The sequence below is a fragment of the Rhizobium ruizarguesonis genome (genome assembly GCF_017357285.1).
GTDB lineage: Bacteria > Pseudomonadota > Alphaproteobacteria > Rhizobiales > Rhizobiaceae > Rhizobium > Rhizobium ruizarguesonis.
The window spans coordinates 367,727-389,368 of sequence record NZ_CP071682.1 but is presented as its reverse complement, the minus strand read 5'-3'; the positions used below and the strand labels follow the sequence as shown (position 1 = coordinate 389,368).

15 protein-coding genes are annotated in these 21,642 nt (G+C 55.6%); 11 read left to right on the top strand and 4 right to left on the bottom strand.

Annotated features, from left to right (window positions below; all coding sequences use genetic code 11):
• Positions 1 to 26: 26 nt before the first annotated feature.
• From nifK to nifH, 3 genes are all read right to left on the bottom strand, one after another.
• The gene (nifK, locus tag J3P73_RS36065) at positions 27 to 1,568 is read right to left on the bottom strand and encodes a nitrogenase molybdenum-iron protein subunit beta (protein ID WP_018517737.1); all 1,542 of its coding nucleotides are present in this window, start codon (positions 1,566 to 1,568) and stop codon (positions 27 to 29) included.
• A 97-nt stretch (positions 1,569 to 1,665) separates the two neighbouring features.
• On the bottom strand, positions 1,666 to 3,150 hold the full coding sequence (nifD, locus tag J3P73_RS36060) for a nitrogenase molybdenum-iron protein alpha chain (protein WP_018517738.1): 1,485 nt from the start codon (positions 3,148 to 3,150) through the stop codon (positions 1,666 to 1,668).
• A 103-nt stretch (positions 3,151 to 3,253) separates the two neighbouring features.
• Positions 3,254 to 4,147, bottom strand: a complete 894-nt coding sequence (gene nifH / locus J3P73_RS36055) for a nitrogenase iron protein (protein ID WP_018517739.1) — start codon at positions 4,145 to 4,147, stop codon at positions 3,254 to 3,256.
• A gap of 450 nt (positions 4,148 to 4,597) precedes the next feature.
• Between nifH and J3P73_RS36050 the strand changes: the two genes are divergently transcribed.
• The 10 genes from J3P73_RS36050 to J3P73_RS36005 all read left to right on the top strand — a co-directional run bounded on the left by J3P73_RS36050 (position 4,598) and on the right by J3P73_RS36005 (position 18,888).
• Positions 4,598 to 5,458 carry a tyrosine-type recombinase/integrase gene (locus tag J3P73_RS36050; RefSeq protein ID WP_130658199.1) on the top strand — a complete coding sequence of 287 codons (861 nt, stop codon included), beginning with the start codon at positions 4,598 to 4,600 and terminating at the stop codon, positions 5,456 to 5,458.
• A 13-nt stretch (positions 5,459 to 5,471) separates the two neighbouring features.
• Complete coding sequence (locus J3P73_RS36045; RefSeq protein ID WP_130771603.1) at positions 5,472 to 6,638, top strand: IS91 family transposase; 1,167 nt, start codon at positions 5,472 to 5,474, stop codon at positions 6,636 to 6,638.
• Positions 6,639 to 7,036: 398 nt separating this feature from the next.
• Positions 7,037 to 7,979, top strand: a protein-coding gene (locus J3P73_RS36040; RefSeq protein ID WP_207580278.1) for an IS630 family transposase whose coding sequence is annotated in 2 segments (ribosomal slippage) — positions 7,037 to 7,372 and positions 7,374 to 7,979 — 942 coding nt in all. Because the reading frame shifts where the segments join, the coding sequence is not laid out codon by codon here.
• Positions 7,980 to 8,676: 697 nt separating this feature from the next.
• A complete protein-coding gene (locus J3P73_RS36035) occupies positions 8,677 to 9,135 on the top strand; it encodes a TlpA disulfide reductase family protein (protein ID WP_018517578.1) in 459 nt (152 codons plus the stop codon).
• 393 nt (positions 9,136 to 9,528) lie between these two features.
• Positions 9,529 to 10,800, top strand: a complete 1,272-nt coding sequence (gene ectB, locus J3P73_RS36030) for a diaminobutyrate--2-oxoglutarate transaminase (RefSeq protein WP_205922004.1) — start codon at positions 9,529 to 9,531, stop codon at positions 10,798 to 10,800.
• A 294-nt stretch (positions 10,801 to 11,094) separates the two neighbouring features.
• Positions 11,095 to 12,342: an ATP-grasp domain-containing protein gene (locus J3P73_RS36025; protein ID WP_050566348.1), complete on the top strand. Its 1,248-nt coding sequence runs from the start codon at positions 11,095 to 11,097 to the stop codon at positions 12,340 to 12,342.
• Between the two features lie 183 nt (positions 12,343 to 12,525).
• Positions 12,526 to 13,602: a D-alanine--D-alanine ligase family protein gene (locus tag J3P73_RS36020; protein WP_018517581.1), complete on the top strand. Its 1,077-nt coding sequence runs from the start codon at positions 12,526 to 12,528 to the stop codon at positions 13,600 to 13,602.
• 845 nt (positions 13,603 to 14,447) lie between these two features.
• Positions 14,448 to 15,395 (top strand): Rossmann-fold NAD(P)-binding domain-containing protein, encoded by a 948-nt coding sequence (locus tag J3P73_RS36015; protein WP_018517582.1) that lies wholly within the window; start codon positions 14,448 to 14,450, stop codon positions 15,393 to 15,395.
• 192 nt (positions 15,396 to 15,587) lie between these two features.
• Entirely contained in the window at positions 15,588 to 16,823 is a 1,236-nt protein-coding gene (locus J3P73_RS36010; RefSeq protein WP_425328915.1) for an ATP-grasp domain-containing protein, read from the top strand.
• 469 nt (positions 16,824 to 17,292) lie between these two features.
• Complete coding sequence (locus J3P73_RS36005) at positions 17,293 to 18,888, top strand: MFS transporter (protein ID WP_168299472.1); 1,596 nt, start codon at positions 17,293 to 17,295, stop codon at positions 18,886 to 18,888.
• Between the two features lie 660 nt (positions 18,889 to 19,548).
• Here the strand turns inward: J3P73_RS36005 and hisD are convergent.
• Entirely contained in the window at positions 19,549 to 20,847 is a 1,299-nt protein-coding gene (gene hisD / locus J3P73_RS36000; protein WP_018517585.1) for a histidinol dehydrogenase, read from the bottom strand.
• A gap of 184 nt (positions 20,848 to 21,031) precedes the next feature.
• Between hisD and J3P73_RS35995 the strand changes: the two genes are divergently transcribed.
• Entirely contained in the window at positions 21,032 to 21,580 is a 549-nt protein-coding gene (locus J3P73_RS35995; protein WP_018517586.1) for a cupin domain-containing protein, read from the top strand.
• The last annotated feature ends 62 nt before the right edge of the window (positions 21,581 to 21,642 follow it).

Genomic DNA, 21,642 nt, shown 5'->3' with positions numbered 1-21,642 from the left:
ATAGGCCGCCTGGCCGGCCGCCGCTCTTAGCGCGTGAGGTCATACGAATAGTCTGTCACACCCGCGTGCATTGTTTCGCGATCGAGGTTGTCGAAGATCTTGTCGAGGATCGCCGTTAAAAGACGCAGTCCGCCTTGGTAACCCATGAGTGGGAATCGATGATGATGGTGCCGGTCGAAAATTGGAAACATCAGCCGAACCAGTGGGGTACCGGTGTCCCGTTCGAGATACTTTCCATAAGAATTTCCGATCAGGAGATCCACCGGCTCGGTGAACAGTAGCGAGCGCAGTGCCCAGAGATCTTTGCCTGGCCAAACCTGTGCATTCTTCCCGAAGGGCGAGGATGCGAGGAGTTCCTTCATCTCGTCCTCCCAAACTGAGGTGCCATTTGTGGCGAGGCAGTGGGTTGGCTCGCCGCCGGTCTCCATGATGAAGCGCGCCATCCCATAAACGAAATCTGGATCGCCGTAGATCGCGTATTTTTTTCCATACAGCCAAGCTTGGCTGTCCGCCATCGCGTCGATGAGTCGCCCGCGCTCCAGGCGGATCGTCTCGGGAATTTCTCTCCTGGAAATCCCAGATATCGCCATCAGGAGCTCGTCGGTAGCTTCGACGCCGAGAGGGTAGCGGAAGGAGATCGTCGCTTGTCCAACGTCTCTGCAGTAGTCTAGCGTCTTGCGAGTGTTGTAATATTGCAGGGACAACGTCCCCTCCGCGTTCAACGCCGCCTTCACGTCATTGATTTTGGTCCCCCCGTCATACATCCGAAAGTTACCATCGGAGGGGGTATCGAACTGATCTGATGCGTCCTGGATGAACATGTAATTCACTTGCATCAAGTCGAGCAGGCGTTTTAATTCGCGATTGTTCCCAACGCAGAAGCCATCAAATCCAGGAATGATGTTGATAGAAGCGGTGGCTTCACTTCGCGCGGTGCCCTTCCAGAAATTCTCCAGCACACCTTTTACCATGCTGTCGTAGCCATCGACATGGCTGCCGACAAAGGCTGGTGTGTGGGCGAAGGGGACATCGAAATCGCGCGGGACCGAACCTTCACTTTTGGCATTTTCGATAAAACCATGCAGGTCATCTCCGATGACCTCGGCCATACATGTGGTCGAGACCGCGATCATCTTCGGGTTATAGAGCTTGTACGTGTTGGCGAGACCGTCGACCATATTCTTCAGGCCACCAAATACAGCGGCGTCTTCTGTCATCGATGACGAGACCACCGATGACGGCTCCTTGAAATGGCGCGATAGGTGCGATCTGTAGTAGGCAACGCAACCTTGGCTGCCATGGACGAACGACATCGTTCGCTCGAATCCCGCCGCTGCGAAAACCGCGCCGAGTGGCTGGCAGGCTTTGGCTGGATTGACGACAAGGGCTTGGCGGGCCAAGTTTTGCTCGCGGTATTCCCAGGTCTTCGTGAATTCGCGTTGGTCTGACACGACCTGATCAGGGTGTGGGCATTCGAAGTTCAACTTTTTCTCGGCTAACATCTGCCTGTATTCCGGCTCGCAGAATAGGGGCGCGTGGTCGAGAGTTTTCTCAGCTGATTGCGGCATAGGGTCACCTCTTTCGATCTGGCCGCGGCTCAAGGGCGGTCCAGAAACATGCGTCGCTTAAGCCGTTGCGCGTTTTTTACGCGCGAACGCTATGTTCTCACCCAGCAACCGCCGCCAAAGCGCGGTCATTTTTCCAGGGCGCGTCGTAGAGACCCCAAACTGGATTGTTGATGGCCATGTCCATGTCCCGAGCGAAAATCGCGAAGCCGTCATAACCGTGATACGGACCAGAATAGTCCCAGGAGTGCATCTGACGGAATGGAATGCCCATTTTCTGCACCGGGTATTTTTCTTTAACGCCGGACCCGACGAGATCGGGCCGAATTCCCTCAATGAATTTCTCAAGTTCATAGCTAGTCACATCGTCGTAGATCAGCGTGCCTTCTTTTACATAATGGCCAGTGCGCTGATAGTCGTCGCCGTGACCGAATTCGTAGCCGGTTCCTACGATTTCCATACCGAGGTCCTCATAGGCGGTGACGACGTGACGAGGACGCAATCCCCCGACGTAGAGCATCACCCGTTTGCCGGAAAGGCGCTGCCAGTATTTGTCGATTACGGCCCAAACGAGGGGTTGGTATTTGGCTATGACCTTTTCGGCTTTCTCTTGGATCTCCGGCCCGAAGTGTTCGGCTATGTTGCGCAGCGAGGCATCGATTTGGGAGTGTCCAAAGAAATTATACTCCATCCAAGGGATGCCATATTTTTCCTCCATGTGCCTGGAGATGTAATTCATCGACCGATAGCAGTGAATGAGGTTGAGTGCCGCTCTCGGCGCGCGCTCTACTTCGGCGAGAGTTGCATCTCCCGACCAGTTGCCGACCACGCGCAATCCGATCTCTTCGAGCAGGATGCGCGAGGCCCATGCGTCGCCGCCAATGTTATAGTCGCCTATAACATTTACGTCGTAGGGACCTGGGTCGAATTTTATGTCTTTCTTTTCGAAGACCCAATCTCGAATTGCGTCGTTGGCGATGTGGTGGCCAAGCGATTGCGACACGCCACGGAACCCTTCGCAGCGTACCGGCACAACGGTCGTCGCGTGTTCTTTGGCCTTTTTTCGCGCTACGGCCTCGATATCGTCGCCAATCAGGCCGATCGGACATTCTGATTGCAGGGTGACGCCATTGCTTAGCGGAAAAAGTTCAGCGATCTCATCGATGACCTTTTCCAATTTCTTGTCACCACCGAAAACGATGTCCTTTTCCTGAAAATCGGAGGTAAATTGCATGGTCACGAACGTGTCGATGCCCGTCAGGCCGACGTAATAGTTGCGACGTTGCGACCAGGAATATTGACCGCAGCCCACAGGCCCGTGTGAAATGTGAACCATATCCTTGATTGGTCCCCAGACGACACCTTTTGAACCGGCGTAAGCGCAGCCGCGGATCGTCATCACGCCTGGAACAGACTTGATGTTCGACTTTACCTCGCATTCGCTGGTCGCGTTTCCGTCCTTTTCGCTCGTTGCAAGGCTAAGGTGCTTACTGCGGCGCTTTGCTGCTTTGTCCGGGTATTGGGAGAGCACATCCGCTATAAGCTTCGCATGGAAGTCACTGTCATTGTGGTATTTGAAGGTCATTGACGCTACCCCTTGAAAAAGTCTGGGTGAAGTCTCATTGGCGAAACCTCCCTCACGCGATGCCGGGCGCTTTGCGTGTCGCTGGTCGCACGTGTCAGTGTGATCACTGGGCAGCTGTCAACTTGGCATCCCTGGCTTGAAGTTCGGCAAGCATCTGCTCATCGGTTTTCATGATCCCGAAATCGAGAAGCATGTCCTCAAGTTCTTCCATGGTGATGGGGGTCGGGATGGTGCCTTTGCCAGAATTGTCATGTATTCTTTGGGCAAGTGTCCGGTACTCGGCCGCTTGCTGAGAGTCCGGCGCATATTGGATCACCGTCATCTTTCTAAGTTCGGCATGTTGGACAATGTTATCGCGTGGCACGAAGTGGATGAGCTTGGAATTGAGTTTGGCAGCCAGCGCTTCGGCGAGGTCGAGTTCGCGGTCGGTCTGACGCTCGTTACAAATGAGGCCACCCAGGCGCACGCTGCCGCCTGCAGCATATTTCAGGATGCCCCTGGCGATATTGTTGGCGGCATAGAGCGCCATCATTTCGCCGGACATGACGATGTAGATTTCCTGAGCTTTGTTTTCACGGATCGGCATCGCGAAGCCGCCGCACACAACGTCACCGAGCACGTCATAAGACACGTAGTCGACATCGTTGTAGGCGCCGTTCTCTTCGAGAAAGTTGATCGACGTGATAACGCCGCGTCCCGCGCAGCCGACGCCTGGCTCCGGACCGCCAGACTCCACGCATTTGATACCCTTATAGCCTACCTTGAGCACGTCTTCGAGTTCAAGATCTTCAACCGAACCTCTCGTTGCTGCGAGATCAAGAACCGTATCCTGGGCCTTCGAGTTCAAGATCAGGCGCGTAGAATCAGCCTTAGGGTCACAGCCGACGATGAGGATCTTCTGCCCATGGTCTACAAGGGCGGCCAGCGTGTTTTGGGACGTAGTGGACTTGCCAATTCCGCCTTTTCCATAGAATGCGATCTGACGCAGAGCTGCCATGCTTGGCGTTCCTTCATGTGTTCGAAGCAATTTGGTTACCCGCAACGCGGATGCGGCGGCCGTTCCGCTGCCTCTCAATAGCTCTCAAGATTCGTGCCAAGCGGCCGATTGAGCTGACGAACAATAATTCGCCGCGATTCCAGCTATGTGGGCGTAAAATACGGGATTGAGAACACAAACGCTTGTCAAGTAACCGACAAAGGTGATGACAATGTCGAAATAGATTGTCACCCTCTGAGGGCCAATGAATGGTGGCCGTTTGTGCAATATCTGACCAACCGGCAGGATGTCTCATTTATCCATGCGTAGCTTCTAGAGCATGCTGTGATTTAGCGGAATCTGGGATTGAACGAAGCCGCTGGCGCGGCACTTGGAGTGCGGGATTTGCATGATGCGCTTCTGATTTGAAGGATTGGGCTGTTTTAGCCAACCTTTGAACAGGAGATGACGATGACAGAGATAAGCCCGCTGCGCCGGCGCATGATCGATGACATGACGATCCGCAATCTTTCGCCAGCGACGCAACGATCGTATTTGCATGCGGTGACGAAGTTCTCGCGCTATTTCGGGTGTTCGCCAGACCGTCTTGGACTGGAAGACGTGCGCGCGTTTCAGGTGCATCTGGTCTCCTCGGGCCTATCGTGGCCGGCCTTGAACCAGACAGTTTGTGCCCTGCGGTTCTTCTTTGGCGTCACGCTCGGTCATGCCGAGATACCGGAACGCATTGCCTATGCCCGGACACCCGCCAAGCTGCCGACGATCCTAAACGGCGACGAGATCGTGCGGTTTCTGGAAGCGGTTCCGAGCCTGAGGACCCGCACCGCACTGACGACAGCTTATGCAGCGGGGCTGCGCGCCTCGGAAGCTGTCCATCTCAAGGTCCGCGACGTTGATGGCGAACGCGGCATCATCCGCGTCGAGCATGGCAAGGGCGGAAAGGATCGCAACGTCATGCTGTCCGGGCAGTTGCTCGCGATCCTGCGGGTCTATTGGCGGCTGGCGAGACCCGAGGTCTGGCTGTTCCCGGGCCGGGACGAGACCAAGCCCATCGACGTCCAGGTTCTGTATTCTGCCTGCCGTTCGGCGTGCACTGCTGCCGGCATCGACAAAAGGGTGACGGTACATACGCTGCGTCACAGCTTTGCCACCCATCTTCTGGAAAGCGGAACCGACATCCGCATCATCCAGGTTTTGCTCGGCCACAACAATCTGTCCACCACGGCACGCTACACGAAGGTTTCCAATACCCTGATCCGCAGCACGACCAGCCCGCTCGACCGGCTGACGTTAGAGGTGGTGCCGCCAGGCTGAGCATAGCTTCGCCATGGCGGCGGGACTGGAGGTGGCGGACATTTTTCGCCGCCACGGGGAAAGATATCGTCAAACACACGACGCTCATCTCGGGCGTGTCGAACGCCGGGTCATGAGTGCGGTCGAGATGTGCCGGACCGCTCGCCTGGGCGGGCATGTCCAGCAATGTCAGGACTGCGCGGCGTTCCGCATCGCCTATAATTCCTGCCGCAACCGGCATTGCCCGAAGTGCCAGGGACAGGCGAGCCGTGACTGGCTTGCCGCGCGGCAGGCCGACCTTCTGCCGGTCGGCTATTTCCACGTCGTCTTCACCCTACCGCAGCAGATCGCCGCAATCGCCTTCCAGAACAAGAATGCCGTTTACACGATCCTGTTTCGCGCCGTCGCCGAGACGCTGCGCAAGCTTGCTGCGGATCCCAGACATCTGGGTGCGGAGATCGGCTTCATCGCGGTGCTGCACTCCTGGGGACAGAACCTCCATTATCACCCGCATATCCATTGCATCGTGCCGGGCGGTGGGTTGTCATTCGACCAGTCCCGTTGGGTTGCCTGCCGGCAAAGCTTCTTTCTGCCCGTACGGGTCCTGTCGCGTCTGTTCCGGCGGCTGTTTCTCAAGGAGCTGAAGCAGGCCTACGATCTGGGCCAACTTCAATTCTTCGGCGATATCGCCGGTCTGGCCGATCCGCTCGCCTTCAATCGAACCATCAAAGCAGCGCGTCGCATCGACTGGGTCGTCTATGCCAAGCCGCCATTTGCCGGACCCAAACAGGTGCTGGCCTATCTCGGCCGCTATACCCATCGCATTGCCATCTCCAATTCACGGCTCGTCAGCATTGATGGCGATCGCGTCACATTCCGATGGAAGGATTATCGAACGGGCGGCAGGCAAAAGGTGATGACGCTCGATGCCCACGAGTTCATCCGCCGCTTCCTGCTTCACACCGTTCCGGACGGCTTTCACCGCATTCGTCATTACGGCCTGCTTGCCAATGGCCATCGGCAACTGAAGCTGGACCTGTGCCGAAGCCTGCTCGACGTCCCGCCGCCGGTCGAAGAACCGGACGCAAAGCCACCACCTTTGCGACACCGCTGCTCCTGTTGCGGCGGAACCATGACGATCATTGCCGCGTGGGCCCCGATCCAGCCGGTACGCCGGCCAGCATGGAACGACAGTTCATGATCATATCATGCGCGGCATCATTGCAACGATCAGCGTCGGCATGCCGAGGGGCCGCGAGGCGAATGCTTTGGCCAATCGTGCCTGAGCGGCAACGCCACCAAGAGTTCGGCCGACGCAAACCAGCCGATAGGAACGTCAAAGACACCGCAAATACCCTCAAAACCCTTCCAGACCTGTCCACGTGCTCCGCCAAGGCTCACCCCTGCCAGACACCATCTACCACTTCGGCTAAATCCCCATAGTGCCAAACAACCCGCGCCTTCGCTCAATCCGGCTTCAATGAGGTCCGATCAGTGAATGCCGCACGCACGGCGCGCGGACCTCACAGAACCCTCCAGATTCGCAAATCAGTTTGAATGTGATTCAACATTGCTGCTGGGGAAGGCAGGCCAGCGGCGATGACACAGCCTTATTCTGAAGATCTTCGAGAGCGTGCAATGGCGCGGCTAACGGCCGGCGAGACGATACGCTCTATTGCGGCCGCACTATCGATCAGCCCTTCGTGTGTTTCAAAATGGAAGCGGCGCCTGGCCGAGACAGGCGCTCTTACGCCAGGCCGGATTGGCGGGCACAAGAAACGGACTTTGTCGGATGAGCGGGCCGAGTGGTTGCGCCAACGTTGTTGCTCTGGCCCGTTCACGACACGTGGGCTGGTTGCGGAGCTTGCCGAGCGTGGCATCAAGACCGACCGCCGTGCTGTCTGGGTGTTTGTCCGGGCTGAAGGCTTGAGTTTCAAAAAAAACGGTGCTGCCAGCCGAGCAGACGAGACCGGACATCGCCCGCAAACGGCAACGCTGGAAGAACCACCAGCACCGGATCGAGGCTCATCGACTGGTCTTCCTTGACGAGACCTGGATCAAAACCAACATGGCGCCGCTCAGGGGCTGGGCACCAAGTGGCCAGCGGCTCGCCGCTTCAGTCCCGCACGGCCACTGGAAAACCCTGACCTTCATCGCGGCCCTGCGCAGCGACCGTATCGACGCGCCCTGGGTTATCGACGGGCCGATCAATGGCGAGCTCTTTAACGTCTATGTCAGGAAAATCCTTGTGCCAACACTTGCCAAAGGCGACGTCGTCATCCTCGACAATCTCGGCAGCCACAAGGGGCAGGCTATCCGACGTGCAATCAGGGCTGCCGGCGCGCATCTCATCTTCCTGCCGCCTTACAGTCCAGACCTCAATCCCATTGAGCAGGTCTTCGCCAAGCTCAAGCATCTCATCAGAAAGGCCGAGCCACGAAGCGTCGAAACAACGTGGCGCACCGCCGGTCACATGCTCGACGCATTCGCGCCTGACGAATGCGCAAACTATCTTAGAAACTCAGGATATGCTGCCGTCTAAAAACAGCACGCTCTAGGACTTTGTTAGAGCAGCCATCACCAGACCGGCCGTAACAAATTCTGATCACTTGCCGCAAAGCGCTGTCTCCGGCGATGACAAGCGCCATGCCGCGTCTGGTGCCCGCATAGGGTTAACGTCCTACTCTGCTGTCCATTATGATAGTGGCAGTGATGTCAACGAAGCTCTCGCCCCCGCACACACGGTCAGCAATCATGACCCTTAGACGACGAAGAAGGCGCCACTTGTGACCACACGTCGTGCGGCATGGTCCAAGTTGCCTAGCTGCTTCTTCAAGGGCACCCGCCCGGCGTAGATCGTTCAGAAAGCTCGGCTTTTCAGTAGCGTACCACCTTTGCCAACTTCAGAACAAATGATCTGCTCGTAATTTTCGAGCCTTCGCCGAGTACCATTTCTCCGCGTCAGGGATCTAAGTTGGCAAATTCCAAATGGCCTATTTAGTTGGGGTACGTCATGAGTTACGGCGTTGTCGCTACCTTTGTCGGTTACGTGACAGGCGTTCTTGTTCTCAATCCCGTATTTTACGCCCACATAGCTGGAATCGCGGCGGATTATAGTTTGTCAGCTCAATCGGCCAGCTTGGCACGAATCTTGAGAGCTATTGCGAGGCAGCGGAACGGCCGCCGCATCCGCGTTGCGGGATAACCGCGTTGGTTTGAACACGTTAAGGAGTACATGCATGCCCGACTTAAAGGTAGGAGACCTAGCACCTTCAATCAACGATTTGGAATGGGTTCGTGGCGAGTCTCTTGAGGCTTTTCAACGTGGCAAAGTTTACATCATCGCGTTTATGACAACTACCTGCCCAGCCTGCGCGCGCGAGATGCCCCGTCTCAGGCAACTGCAGAAGAAATACCGAGATGTTGGTCTTGACGTCATCGGTGTCGTGTTGCTTGAACGCGATTCAACGGCGGCTGAGGCTCGAGCTGATGTGCACGCATGGCTGAACCGGACGTGCCCAAATCTGAATTTTGGAATAGGGGTCGATTTAACAGGCCAAAAATACAGGCTCTGGATGGAGCCGAGCCATTCTACAGAAGTGCCTACCCTTTTCATCGTCGACCGCGACGGAAACGTCGCCGCTATCGACCCTACGGGCCTCGATTACGTTGTGCCGAAAGTGCTTGACGGCAGCTAGCGCAAGGCCACGCAGCCTGCTGAATGCGTCGATCACACCCGCCTCCACTGCCGATTCAAAGGGATCACAGCAAAAACATAAACTAACTCGCTTATGAGGTCCGCACGCCACAAGCGGTCTTCCGTGCATAGGAGACACGATGTACGACATTGTCACGACAATTCGCGGGTTCAGCGACATGCCTTCATTTCTCAGTCCCATATTTGAGCGCCTAAATAGCTGGCATAGCAGTGAATAATATGGGTCGGCTACAACGAAGCTAACTGGCACGAAACTTGAAAGAAATGGGCCGGACGACGAAGGTCGCCAAGTTATAACCGCTGTGCCAGCCGGCATTCCGTTCGGACCCTGGCTTGTGACAGCAGACCGAAATCGCAGCGGAGGAAGATCGTGTTGATTGACAGCAACTCCAACTCGCTTTCTGCATTCCAAAACCTCGAATCGAATGTTAGGTCGTATTCGCGATCCTTTCCCACCGTATTTAGGAAGGGCGTGGGAGCCATTCTCGAGGATGAGAAAGGTTTTGAATACATCGACTTTCTCACAGGCGCCGGCGCTCTCAACTACGGTCATAACGATCCCGATTTGCTCAACGCCGTGGCGGAATACCTGAAATCGAATGGAATCATTCATGCATTGGACATGGCTACGTCAGCCAAACGAGAGTTTATGGAGTGTTTTGATGCGACAATTTTGCACCCACGTGGGTTGAAATATAAGTTTCAGTTTCCCGGTCCCACTGGCACCAACGCCGTGGAAGCTGCTCTAAAGCTCGCACGCAAGGTTACGGGACGTCGCAATATAATATCATTTACCAACGCTTTTCATGGAGTGAGCCTGGGCGCACTTGCGGTCACGGGCAATCGACACTACCGCGATGTGGCGGGCCTTCCTCCGGCAGGTGGCATATTCATGCACTATGACGGCTACTTTGGAGCCGATATAGACACGTCGGAATACTTGGACAAGGTGCTGTCTGACGCAAGCAGTGGCATTGATCTGCCAGCTGCCATCATTTTGGAGACCGTTCAGGGCGAGGGGGGCATAAACGTTGCGAGCGAGAAGTGGCTGCGGTCGGTTGAGCGACTTTGCAGAAAGAATGACATTCTCCTCATCGTTGACGACGTTCAAGCAGGATGTGGGAGAACCGGCAGTTTCTTCAGCTTTGAGTTCGCCGGTTTATCACCCGACATTGTCGTTCTGTCGAAGTCACTGAGTGGCCTTGGGCTGCCGCTATCCCTTTTGCTGCTCAAGCCGGAGCTCGACGTATGGCAGCCGGCAGAGCACATCGGGACGTTCCGAGGCAACAATCTTGCGCTCGTGACAGCGACGAGCGCTTTGAGGAAATTCTGGGCGAATGACAATCTGTGTGACGATGTCATGAAAAAGGGAAGCGTCATGAGCGAGCGCCTGCGGCAGATCGCGCAAAGCACCCAAAAACACAATCTATCCGTCCGGGGAAGAGGCCTGATGCTGGCGCTCGACTGCGCTACTGGCAACTTGGCCGAAAAAATCCAACGCAAAGCCTTTGAGGGGGGGCTTGTGGTCGAGAGATGCGGTGCGGAGGACCACGTTATCAAGTTTCTTCCACCCCTGACGATTGATGCGCAGACGCTTCAACGGGGTCTGGACATTCTGGACCTGTCTGTCCACGCAAGCGCTTGACGCTCAAACCCTTATGGGCACGAGCTTCGATGCAGGGGCCAAGCGAGCCATGAACTCACTTCGAAGACACGTTGAGGGACGTTCGCGGAAATAATGTCGAGATTCACTCCAGCGGCGAGGGGAGCGAGCATCTCGATGGAACACCAAGGGAGTTCTGGCCAAGAGGAGCGACATTGCAAAACAGCAACCCGAAATGAGCGAGAGCGAGCTCACATGTCTTGGCCAAACTGGTCTTTGTTGAGCGTTGCAACCCTCGTCCGTACCGCGTGCCAAGCGATAAAGGGTCAACAGCCGATGGTCACAAGAGCACTCATTTTGGTTGAAGGCGATCCCGCGAGCAATGGTTTGCTATACGTTCAAGCGGCGCAGCGGCTTGATCTTCATCCAGTTATCCTGTCGACTGATACAGCTCAGTACGACTGTCTTGCGGACGCAGGGATTGAGGCAATCCGCGTCGAGACAAACAATTTCGATGCGGTGATCCGCGAATGTTACCAGCTGCGTGCGACCTACGACGTTGCCGGCATTACGTGTGCCAAGGAGGCTGTATGTGCGGTGGCCGCCAAAGTCTGCCGGCATCTCGATCTGCCGGGGCCAAACCCCAAATCAATTGAGCAATGCTGCAACAAATTCGCTCAGCGCCAGTTGCTCGAGGAGGCCGGCGTTCCCGTACCTGCTTATCGCGTCGCAGCGAATGTGAAAGGCGTATTAGGCGCTGCAGCGGAGATCGGCCTGCCAGTGATACTGAAGCCAGCCGTCGGAAACGGCAGCAGTGGCGTCTGCTTATGCAGCGACGTCAATAAGATAGCCGAACATACAACCTATCTGTTAGGCGGGACGTACGCTTGGCGGTCGTCGCCGAGAATATTGGTCGAAGAATTCGCACAGGGCCCCCATTATATCGCTCATACGATGGGACATGAAGTCATTGGAATTGAGGCCGCCGACTTCGATCGTCCACCGCATTTCGTCTTTCGTCAGTCGATTTTTCCAGCGTTGCTAACTCGTGAGGAGCGTCAACGTATCGACGATGTTTCGCTGAGCTGCTTGCGAGCTCTCGGTCTTGGCTGGGGACCTGCTAACATCGAACTCCGGTGGACAGAGCGTGGCCCGGTCGTCATTGAAGTCAATCCGCGTCTTGCCGGCGATCCTCAATTGGTTCAGCTGGCTCACGGTGTCGATCTCGTTACCGAGCACATCAAACTTGTTATCGGCGACAAATGTGATTTGCTTCGAACGCGTTCGCAAACTGCGGCGTTTCGAAATCTACTTCCCGATCGCGATGGCACCCTCGACTGGATCCGAGGCGCTAGTCAGGCAGCGGCTGTACCAGGTGTCGTTGAGGTGAAGCTCCATGTCGGACCCAAGGCGCCGATCATCAGGAAAGGCGATTACCGAGACAGTATCGGGCACATCATCGTCACTTCGCCCTGTCGGAAACAGACGACGACCATACTTCAGCGCGCCTTCGACCTAATCGATTGGTCGATTAAACCGTTTGATGACGCGGAAGCCAGCGATGATGCTTTTAATGTTTCTTAAAACGTTGAAGCTGTTGGAGACATCACGGACATGACCTTCGAACGACAAGCGTCGTCTGGGCCGCTCTACATGTTTCCGTCCGCTTTTCGACGCAGAATGACTGTCGCTCGCGAGCTTCGAGTTCTTTGCAAACGGCCGGTTGTCATTGGCTTTAATTCAATACCTTGCGCTAAGGAAGTCACCATGACTACCCGTTCAATCAGACTTCGTATCGCCGTTCTCTTTGGAGGGCGATCTACAGAACATAATGCTTCAGTGCTTTCGGCGACAAACATCATGCAGGCTATAGAGCCAACCAAATACGATGCCGTTCCCGTCTTCGTCACGCGGGAGGGACGATGGTTGTTGAGCAAATTTGAGAATGATACGCTCGCGACCCCATCAGCGGGAACAGAGGTCTGCCTCGTCCCCGGCGGACGTGGGCGCATGATAGCAGTTATGCCAGACGGCAGCATAAGTGGCGCTGGGACAATCGATATCCTGTTCCCGGTGCTGCATGGGCTCCATGGGGAAGATGGCTCCGTGCAGGGGCTTGCAGATGTCGCGCGAGTACCGCTCGCCGGCTGCGGCATCCTCGGTTCAGCGACGTCGTTGGACAAGGAAATCGCGAAACAGTTGCTCAGGTCGGCGGGGCTGCCAGTTGCGCGTTCAGTCACCATTCACATGGGCAAGACGCCTTCGCTGGCCGCTTTGCAGCGCGAACTTGGTTCGCCGATTTTCATCAAGCCGGCACGGCAAGGTTCGTCAGTCGGAGTGAGAAAGATTTCTGGGACGCAGGAGTTCGCGCTAGCGCTTGCCCAAGGTTTTAAGCATGACTGCAAGCTGCTGGCTGAGGAATTCATCCCCGGGTTTGAGATCGAATGTGGCGTGCTGGAGGATACGAAAGGCGGACTCTTTGTCTCTCGCCCGGGTCAGATCAAAGCATCCGAAAGCCACGGTTTCTACAGCTATGACGCAAAGTATGTCGACAGGGACGGTGCGGCACTGACGGTTCCCGCGGAACTGCCGGAGGATGTCGAGATGCAGATCCAGGAGGCGGCAGCCTTAGCATTCAGAGCTTTAGGTTGCGACGGCATGGCTCGTGTCGATTTATTCCTGACTGCGAACATGCAGTTCTATATCAACGAGGTCAATACCATCCCAGGCTTTACCAGTACCAGCATGTATCCGAAGGTGCTGGCAGCGAGCGGCGTCAGTTATCGCGAGTTCATTAATCGGCTTGTAGAACATGGATTGGCAAGGGCGGCACGAGCAACCTGAACCGAGTTAAGATGTCGCCGGAGGTTAGGCGCTGCATCGTAGGCTCTAGCTTTCTAGATCTCGCGTCGATCGAGTTGCTCGCCACAAAAAGCAGCGACTGGCGGCAGGGCGAACACGAATGTTCCCTGGTCAGCGTCATGAACGGAGCGACCTGAGAGCTGCGACGCGCCATGCTCGACATGGAACAAGGAAGCCGCACCCTCGAACCCACATGGAGCGCGCAAGCAGAGATTCATTTGTACCTCCCTCTATTACTTGCGAACTCAGACTTCGGTCTGACCTCGGTAAAAAGTGTGATCCGAAGCTTTTGATGACCTTCCCGCCAAAACTCATCCAGGTTTTAATTCGCTCGAAGGGCCGAACGGCGCAGTCCCGACATGACAACGAACATCCGAAATCAACTGTCGGGTTTGTAATGTCCGCGCCACATTCTTGTCGAACCACTGGTTTGCCATTTTTAAGCTAAGCGACGGAATCAAAACGTAAATACATGTCCATGGCTCACCGCCCGAACTCGGCACGAACCTTGCAAAGAGGAATTCGGCAGGAACAGCCACCTGACCATGTCGCGGAAACGGAGATCGATAGATTGAAAAAAGCAACGCAATGTCTGCTCGTTATACAGGTTTTCCCCGGGCTAACGGCATCGGCATGCACAGAACGGCTTCCAACCCGAACTCGCGGACCTCGATGCCGTTCGGCAGTGACGACACGTAGCGGACCTCATACTGAGCGCAAAGGGTCAGGACGGTCCTGCGTCTCGCGACAGAGCAAGGCTCGATGAAGAGCTTCAACTCGTGACGTCGTCGAAAACCGCTTGTGCTTCAGTCCTTCAGGAGATAGCGATGAGCGAACTTGTTGGCATTTATGTTGATCATCAGATGACCTCGCCACTTGCCATGGCGCAACATTCGGCGAAGATCAAGCCGATTGCGGGCGAACTAGCGCGAAAAGGAGTTCTGCTGGTTACGACCTGCCTACGGGTTGAGGTCTATTGTAACGAGTCGGCACTCGGGGACATCAATAGCACGGTATTTTCTGGCTTTGCATGTGGACGCATTCAAGGTGCGGTCCCTATTGTTCAGCGTCTTGCCGAAATCGCAGCCGGCGCCCGTTCCCAGATCCTCGGCGAGAACTACGTCAGCGATCAACTCGAAAAAGCTAGTGAACTTCTTGATCCAAACCTTCCGATTTTTCAAATAGCACGGTTCGCGATCGATGTGGGTCGCAGAGCGCGTGCGCGACATGGGTTCATTGCACCGTTCAACTATGACCAAATCGTCCGGGACATCATAGATGACCTGTTCAAAGACGGAGCGCCACGCGACCGCCTTTTAATGATTGGGGCGGGTATGCTGGGTCGTGACCTGATCAGGAGTGGCGTGGGAGAGCGTTTCCGCTCGACAGAAATCGTAACGCGGAATCCCAAGAAACTTCGCAAACGTCTCCGCAGATTGACTGACGTAGAAGTCGCGCTCATCCGCCCGGCAGAAGTTGGACGCGCACGCGGACCGCGGTCGATCGCTGTGATCGCGACCACCGATGTGAATGATGAATACGCAACCATTCTTCGGAATGCGCTTCTGTGTCTCGAGCCTCGCGCCGTAATAGATCTGTCATCAATCCCGGTTTTGTCGAGCTCAGCAGTCGGGAAGCTCAACTATGTGACCATGTACGACGAGGTGTTTCTCAAATTCATCGAGAAAAACAATAAGCAGCTGGCTGCGAAACTGCCCCTCGTATGCTCCGAGATTGCGGCAACAATCGGTGTGGCGCAAATGGCCACTAACTGAGTTTTGGAGATCACGGCACGCATGGCGTCAAAGGCCATTGCCGTGGGTGTTTTCGAGCACGAGCGTGGACGTCAACAACCACAAATGACAAGTCGCAGCACCTGCCGAAACTATAGAGGATATGCGAATCGTACAAAAAGAATACGCCGATTTAGGCTGAGGCTATCCCACCGCAACGAGAGGGCAATGCAAGTGGCAACAAGAGCATTTATCCTAATTGAAGGTCATAGGAGTAATGGGCTACTTTACATTCAAGAAGCCAAGCGCAATGGACTTTACCCAATTACCCTGGCAGCTGATCCAGCTCAATACGACTACCTTTTGGCGGAAGGCACTGAGGCGATCCGTGTCGATACAAGTGATCTCGAGGCGCTGATTCGCGAATGTTCCGGGCTACGCGCGACCTATGACATTGTTGGCATCACTGGTTTTTCTGGCGTCGACGAGTCGCTTTACGTGACTGTTGCAAAGCTCTGCGAGCATTTCGCTCTACCCGGACCAAATCCCTCATCGATTGAACAATGTGCTAACAAGTTTACTCAACGCGAGCTCCTCGCAAAGGCCGGCGTTCCCATGCCTGAATATCGCTTAGCAGCGACCGCGAAGGAGGTAGAGAGCGCGGCAGCCGAGATTGGGCTGCCGGTGATTATTAAGCCAGCTGTAGGCGGTGGCAGCATCGGTGTCCGATTGTGCCGCAATGCCAAAGAGCTGACCACACATACGGCCCATCTGTTGGACGGGACGCCCTTATGGGGGTCTTCGCCGCGGATACTGGTGGAAGAATTCGCAGAGGGCCCATTCTATGAAACAACGACGATGGGAGACGCGGTCATTGCGGATGGCACGGCCAACTTCGTCCCCTCACCGCATTTCGTCCCGTGCGGGAGCGTGTTTCCGGCAGTGCTATCTGATGAGGGACGGAAGTCTATTGCCGATATTTCGCTGACTTGCTTGCGCGCTCTTGGGCTCGGCTGGGGGCCCGCGAACATTGAGTTCCGGTGGACAAAGCGTGGCCCCGTGGTTATTGAAGTGAACCCACGCCTCCCCGGCTGGACCACCCCTTGCTTGATTAAACTCGCGTACGGCATCGACATCATCGAGCAACATATCAAGCTTGCCATCGGTGACGAATGCGATCTGCGGGCAAAGCATACGAACACTGCGGCCGCGCGGTTCCTAGTTCCTGATCGTGACGGCATTCTGGATCACACCGAGGGTACCAGTCTGGCGGCGGCTGTGCCAGGAGTTATCGATATCCGATTTTATATCGAACCCGGTAGCCTTATCATCCGGAAGGGCGATTATCGAGACATGATCGGACATGTCATCGCTGCCTCTACCAGCCATTCTCGGGCTGACGCGATACTTCGACGTGCTGTTAGCTTGATCACTTGGCCGATCACACCATTTCCGACCGTTAACGATTAGCAACAATCTACATCCTTCATCTCCCCGCGCCAGCGGCGCGGGCATGGGACGGGATTTTCAATCGAACATTGATGTGATTAGGAACGAAGGGAACCGTCGATGACAGCTCATATCACTGTCACGGGCGCGAAAGCTTACAGACGCCGCGTTCGTTGTCCGAAAGATCTCTCCCACCTCGCTTGCACCCTGAGGCTGCTCTTATCAACGGATAAATCCGGTCAGCCTGTCCTGTCGCATGACCGTCTAGCAGATGCGAGCTCCTCGTCGCGCAGCCTAGTGAGACCACCATGACATTCAGGATGAGCGATACGGGAGCTCCGTCGCCTGTGCAAACTGCTTCTCCACCATTCGTTCCGCCGGCTGATTGCCTCGGTCTGGGAACGGGTCTCATACCTTACCAACAAGGGTCCCGCACCTGCGTGACGCGCTCAGTGCGTGTCGCAAGCGCAATGCACCGAGTGGGAAGTCCATGACGAACGAAAATGATTACCTTCCGGAGCCAGGCCCAACGGCCCTCGCCCCGCTAAACAATGCGGCGTTTCGATCCATCTGGATGGCCATGCAGATCGCTGATATGGGATGGGTCGTGCAAACGCTTGCTGTCTCTTGGCTGCTCACGAGTTCCTCTTCTCCGCGAATAGTTGCGCTTGTGCTGGCTTCCACAACGTTGCCAGCCTTTTTTGTCTCGATCATCGCCGGAGCCATTGCTGATAATTTCAGCCGCCGTCTGTTGATGCTCGCGGGGCTTTCCGTGGTCGCGATAGCCTCGATTCTGACAGCGCTATCTGCTGCCTTTGACTTTACCAATCCCTGGTTGTTTCTTGGATTGAATTTTCTGGCTGGCTGCGGCTTTGCGCTGTACGAACCCGGTTGGCATGCTTCCGTGGGCGACATCTTTCACAAGCGCGAAATTCAAGCCGCGGTGACGCTAATCTCTGTTGGCTACAATACATCGCGCAGCGTAGCGCCAGCCTTGGCAGGGGCGATCCTGGCATTTCTATGTCCGCTGTCAGCCCTCGGCTTCGCCGCGGTTACCACTTTGGCACCAATCGGCGCGGTGTGGCGCAATAGCTGGCCCGCGCGTTCGTCCATCCTACCTCCTGAACGAATTGCGACCTCAATCCAAAACGGTTTACGCTTCACGGCCCTAACCCCAGATCTAAGGGCGGCGATCATACGCGCCACGCTGTTTGGGCTGGCATCCAGTTCTATCCTTTCGCTTCTGCCAGTGATTGCTCAGGATCGAGCAGCTGGCGATCCTATGGTCTTAGGCATTCTTTCGGCGGGCTTTGGAACGGGCGCGTGCCTCGCTGGAACAAGCAGCCGTTATCTGAGGATCATGCTGCCGCAGGAATTGTTGATGACGCTCGCCGCTGGCGCTTGTGCTGTGTGCTGCCTCGCGCTTGCCCTCACGTCGTCGATGATCCTCGGGACGATAGCGCTGGCCTTGGGGGGTGCCGGTTGGCTTATTACCTGGTCCGGGTTCGATGGTTGGGTACAGCGGGCTAGTCCGAGGTGGGTGTTTGGGCGATCCTACTCAATATATTATGCCCTTCTTAGTGGCGGTATCGCTGTTGGAAGTTGGATTTGGGGGACCGTTGCTGAAGGCCTGTCCCTGAATTCAGCACTCATATGGGCTGCGGCCGGCTTGTTTTTGCTCGCAGCCGCTGGATATCTTATGCCGGCCCATGTCGTGGTGGAAAGAGATCAACGTTACTCGGAATTTCGGCCCCCTGAACTTGATCTCAATTTGGACCCTCGAACCGGCCCCATAATCTCAAAAACAGAATATTTCATCGAAGAGGCCGATCTTGAGATTTTCCTCCGCTATATGCGAATTCGTCGTCATTCTATGAGTCGAGCAGGCGCGCGAGGCTGGAGTCTTCAACGAGATCTTCGAAAGCCGTCAAAGTGGACGGAGACGTTCCGCACTCCAACGTGGACTGACTACCTTCGCCTGAACGGCAGGCTTTCTCTCGCCGATCAGGAGGTTGGTCAGTTGCTTGTCGCGCTGCATGTGGGTACGCCGCCCCAGCTCGAGCTTGCAATTGAGCGACCAATCTAGCCGCCTGCACGTCGCTAACGGCTAACATAGTACCATTGACGTGGCTTCGAAATGAAGCTCATTCTTGAAGTGACAGGAGCTTGAAAGGTTGAGCTTCCGCTAAATGGCAAGCGGCTGAAAACGAAGAGGATGTTCATGCTCTGTAACCGATCCTCTGCCCAAAGACCGTGGCGATGACTAATTGGATTTAGCTTCGAACCGGTATTGGTGTCTCCTTGTTAGCGTATTTGCCTACCGAATTTGTTCAGGTGCTCGGAGGCCGCCTAGTATTTTCGTTGAGGCGCGACTAGATCGTGACGGGTGATCTCGCATCGTTTGCAAGCTCGCCGCGTGGCCTACAATGGGCTTTTCAGGCGAGCGTGGACTACGGCTACGCACCATGAATATCACAGTCATGCGTTTGATGCCGATAACGGCCTACTACATTGCAAGGAACTGCAACGAGGGTTGCGGAAATTAATCTGCTGTCGGCAGCTTGAGCGGATCGTTTCGCGCCAAACGCCTGGCTTTTCATTTCCAGCATTGTCGCTACACGGCCTTGCCGTTGCAGCCTCGATTGAAGCCGCGCGTGTGAACCGCACCACCGCTGTTTAGACAATCTGCTGCAGTGTAATTGACTACGTCCGTTCGAATTAGTCGAGGCAGTTGCGCATGGCGAGATCACTTTGCAGCGAACTGGTTGGGGCTGAGGCGAAGTGCTGCGGCACGCCTATGTCCTTCGAGCCTTTCAGTTGCACTTTGACGAGTAGCTGCCGGAGCAACTGCGGCGACCCCGCGTTCGTCAAGCCATTGATGGGTTGCTACCTTCACGTAGGAGCCCACCCAGAGGCCGCCCGTGTAGCGCCCCGCACCCATAGTCGGCAGAGTGTGATTCGTGCCACAGCATTTGTCGGAATAGACAACGCTGGCAAGGTCGCCAATGAAAATCGAGCCGTAGTTTCGAAGCTTCTTCGCGGTCGCGTGCGGGTCACGGGTGTGGACCTGCAAATGCTCGGTCGCAATGTGATCAGAGTAGGCGATCATTGTCTCTTCGTCTTCGACGACAGTAATCTCGCCGTAGTGATTCCAAGCCACGCCTGCCACCGGAGCCGTCGGCAGGTTTTGCAGTTGTTTCTCGACTTCGATGAGAATTCCTTCAGCGAGATTGCGGTCGGTAGTAACGACACCAACTCGCGTACGAACATCGTGCTCGGCTTGGGCAAGCAGATCCGTGGCAATCGTGAATGCATTTGCCGTTTCATCAGCGACGACAAAAATTTCGCTTGGCCCGGCGAGCTGGTCGATACCCACCTTGCCGAATACCTGGCGCTTCGCTTCGTTGACGAAGGCGTTGCCTGGACCGACAATCTTGTCGACCGCTGGGATCGTCTCAGTGCCATATGCCATGGCGGCGATGGCTTGCGCGCCACCAACGCGGAAGATTCGGTCGGCGCCGGCTAGATGGCAACCCGCTATCATTGCAGGGTGAGCGTTGGGGGGCAGGCACGCAATGACTTGGTCGCAGCCCGCGACCTTAGCCGGCACGATTGTCATCACCGGAGCCGACAGAAGCGGGTAACGACCGCCGGGCACATAGCAGCCAACCGTTTCGATTGGGATCACACGGTGACCAAGGTGGAGACCGGGAAGGCTCTCGATTTCGAGTGGTAGAATGGTGCCGAGCTGCGCCTTAGCAAAGCGGCGCACGTTAGCAATTGCAAACTCGGTATCTTCGCGCGTCTGCGGCTCTAGATCGGCGACAACTTTCAGCTTCTCCTCTTCTGTGACCTCGAAGCTCGTGACATCGACCTTGTCGAAAGCGATGGAATATTCGCGGATCGCTGCATCGCCACGCTCGCGGACATTCGCAATAATATCCTTAACGGTGTTTTCAACCTGAGCCGTATCGGAAACGGCGTCTCGGACCGGTTGTTTGATCTGGATGAACTTGCTTTTCAGCGCATCAAAACGCGGTGTCATCAAAACCTCCTAAATTGGGATGAGTAAGGCCAGCATCGGGCAGTCCGACCAGTCCGGCAATTGCAACTCCAAACGGTGTTCAGTATATTCACCGCACGTAGTCGCTATTTGGTCCTAAGGCTTCTTTTCAACGTGAGGAGTGTCATTATCATCCTCTTTTGAACATTGCGGGAGCAAGTGTCACATGCCCAAGATTGGGAGCAAGCTGCACGAACTGCGCCGTCGACGTAACTTGGGTGTCAGAGAGCTGGCCGCGCGTTCAGGGATTTCTCATTCAACCATTTCGCTGATCGAACGTGACAAGATGAGCCCTTCGATCGATACACTCAGCGCAGTGCTTGAAGCCTTGGGTACGACAATGCCCGGTTTCTTTTCTGATTTACAATCAACCCTGCCATATTCACCATTCTACACAGCGGCTGATCTAGCTGAGATTGGAAACGTTGATACGATTTCGTACCGCGTGATCGGACTGGACCACCCAAACAGACAGCTCCTGATGTTGCACGAGCGCTATGCGCCTGGTGCAGACACAGGGGAGGGGTTTTCACACGCGGCTCAGGAGGCTGGGATGGTGCTATCGGGGATGGTTGAAGTCACGGTTGGAGACAAAAAACGAGTGCTCAAGCCAGGCGACGGATATTATTTCGATAGCCGTCTTCCTCACCGCTTTCGCAACGTCGATGATGGACAGAGCGAAATTCTCAGCGCGATCACGCCGCCTACATATTGAGCTAGCAGTGGTGAAGATAGTAACCAGATCGGTTAGACCTACTTCTCAACCGCGTGGAACGT

Bases quoted from the DNA above. Each gene is read 5' to 3' on its own strand.
- nifK (WP_018517737.1), bottom strand. From the start codon at position 1,568: ATGCCGCAATCAGCTGAGAAAACTCTCGACCACGCGCCCCTATTCTGC.
- nifD (WP_018517738.1), bottom strand. From the start codon at position 3,150: ATGACCTTCAAATACCACAATGACAGTGACTTCCATGCGAAGCTTATA.
- nifH (WP_018517739.1), bottom strand. From the start codon at position 4,147: ATGGCAGCTCTGCGTCAGATCGCATTCTATGGAAAAGGCGGAATTGGC.
- J3P73_RS36050 (WP_130658199.1), top strand. From the start codon at position 4,598: ATGACAGAGATAAGCCCGCTGCGCCGGCGCATGATCGATGACATGACG.
- J3P73_RS36045 (WP_130771603.1), top strand. From the start codon at position 5,472: ATGGCGGCGGGACTGGAGGTGGCGGACATTTTTCGCCGCCACGGGGAA.
- J3P73_RS36035 (WP_018517578.1), top strand. From the start codon at position 8,677: ATGCCCGACTTAAAGGTAGGAGACCTAGCACCTTCAATCAACGATTTG.
- J3P73_RS36025 (WP_050566348.1), top strand. From the start codon at position 11,095: ATGGTCACAAGAGCACTCATTTTGGTTGAAGGCGATCCCGCGAGCAAT.
- J3P73_RS36020 (WP_018517581.1), top strand. From the start codon at position 12,526: ATGACTACCCGTTCAATCAGACTTCGTATCGCCGTTCTCTTTGGAGGG.
- J3P73_RS36015 (WP_018517582.1), top strand. From the start codon at position 14,448: ATGAGCGAACTTGTTGGCATTTATGTTGATCATCAGATGACCTCGCCA.
- J3P73_RS36005 (WP_168299472.1), top strand. From the start codon at position 17,293: ATGACGAACGAAAATGATTACCTTCCGGAGCCAGGCCCAACGGCCCTC.
- hisD (WP_018517585.1), bottom strand. From the start codon at position 20,847: ATGACACCGCGTTTTGATGCGCTGAAAAGCAAGTTCATCCAGATCAAA.
- J3P73_RS35995 (WP_018517586.1), top strand. From the start codon at position 21,032: ATGCCCAAGATTGGGAGCAAGCTGCACGAACTGCGCCGTCGACGTAAC.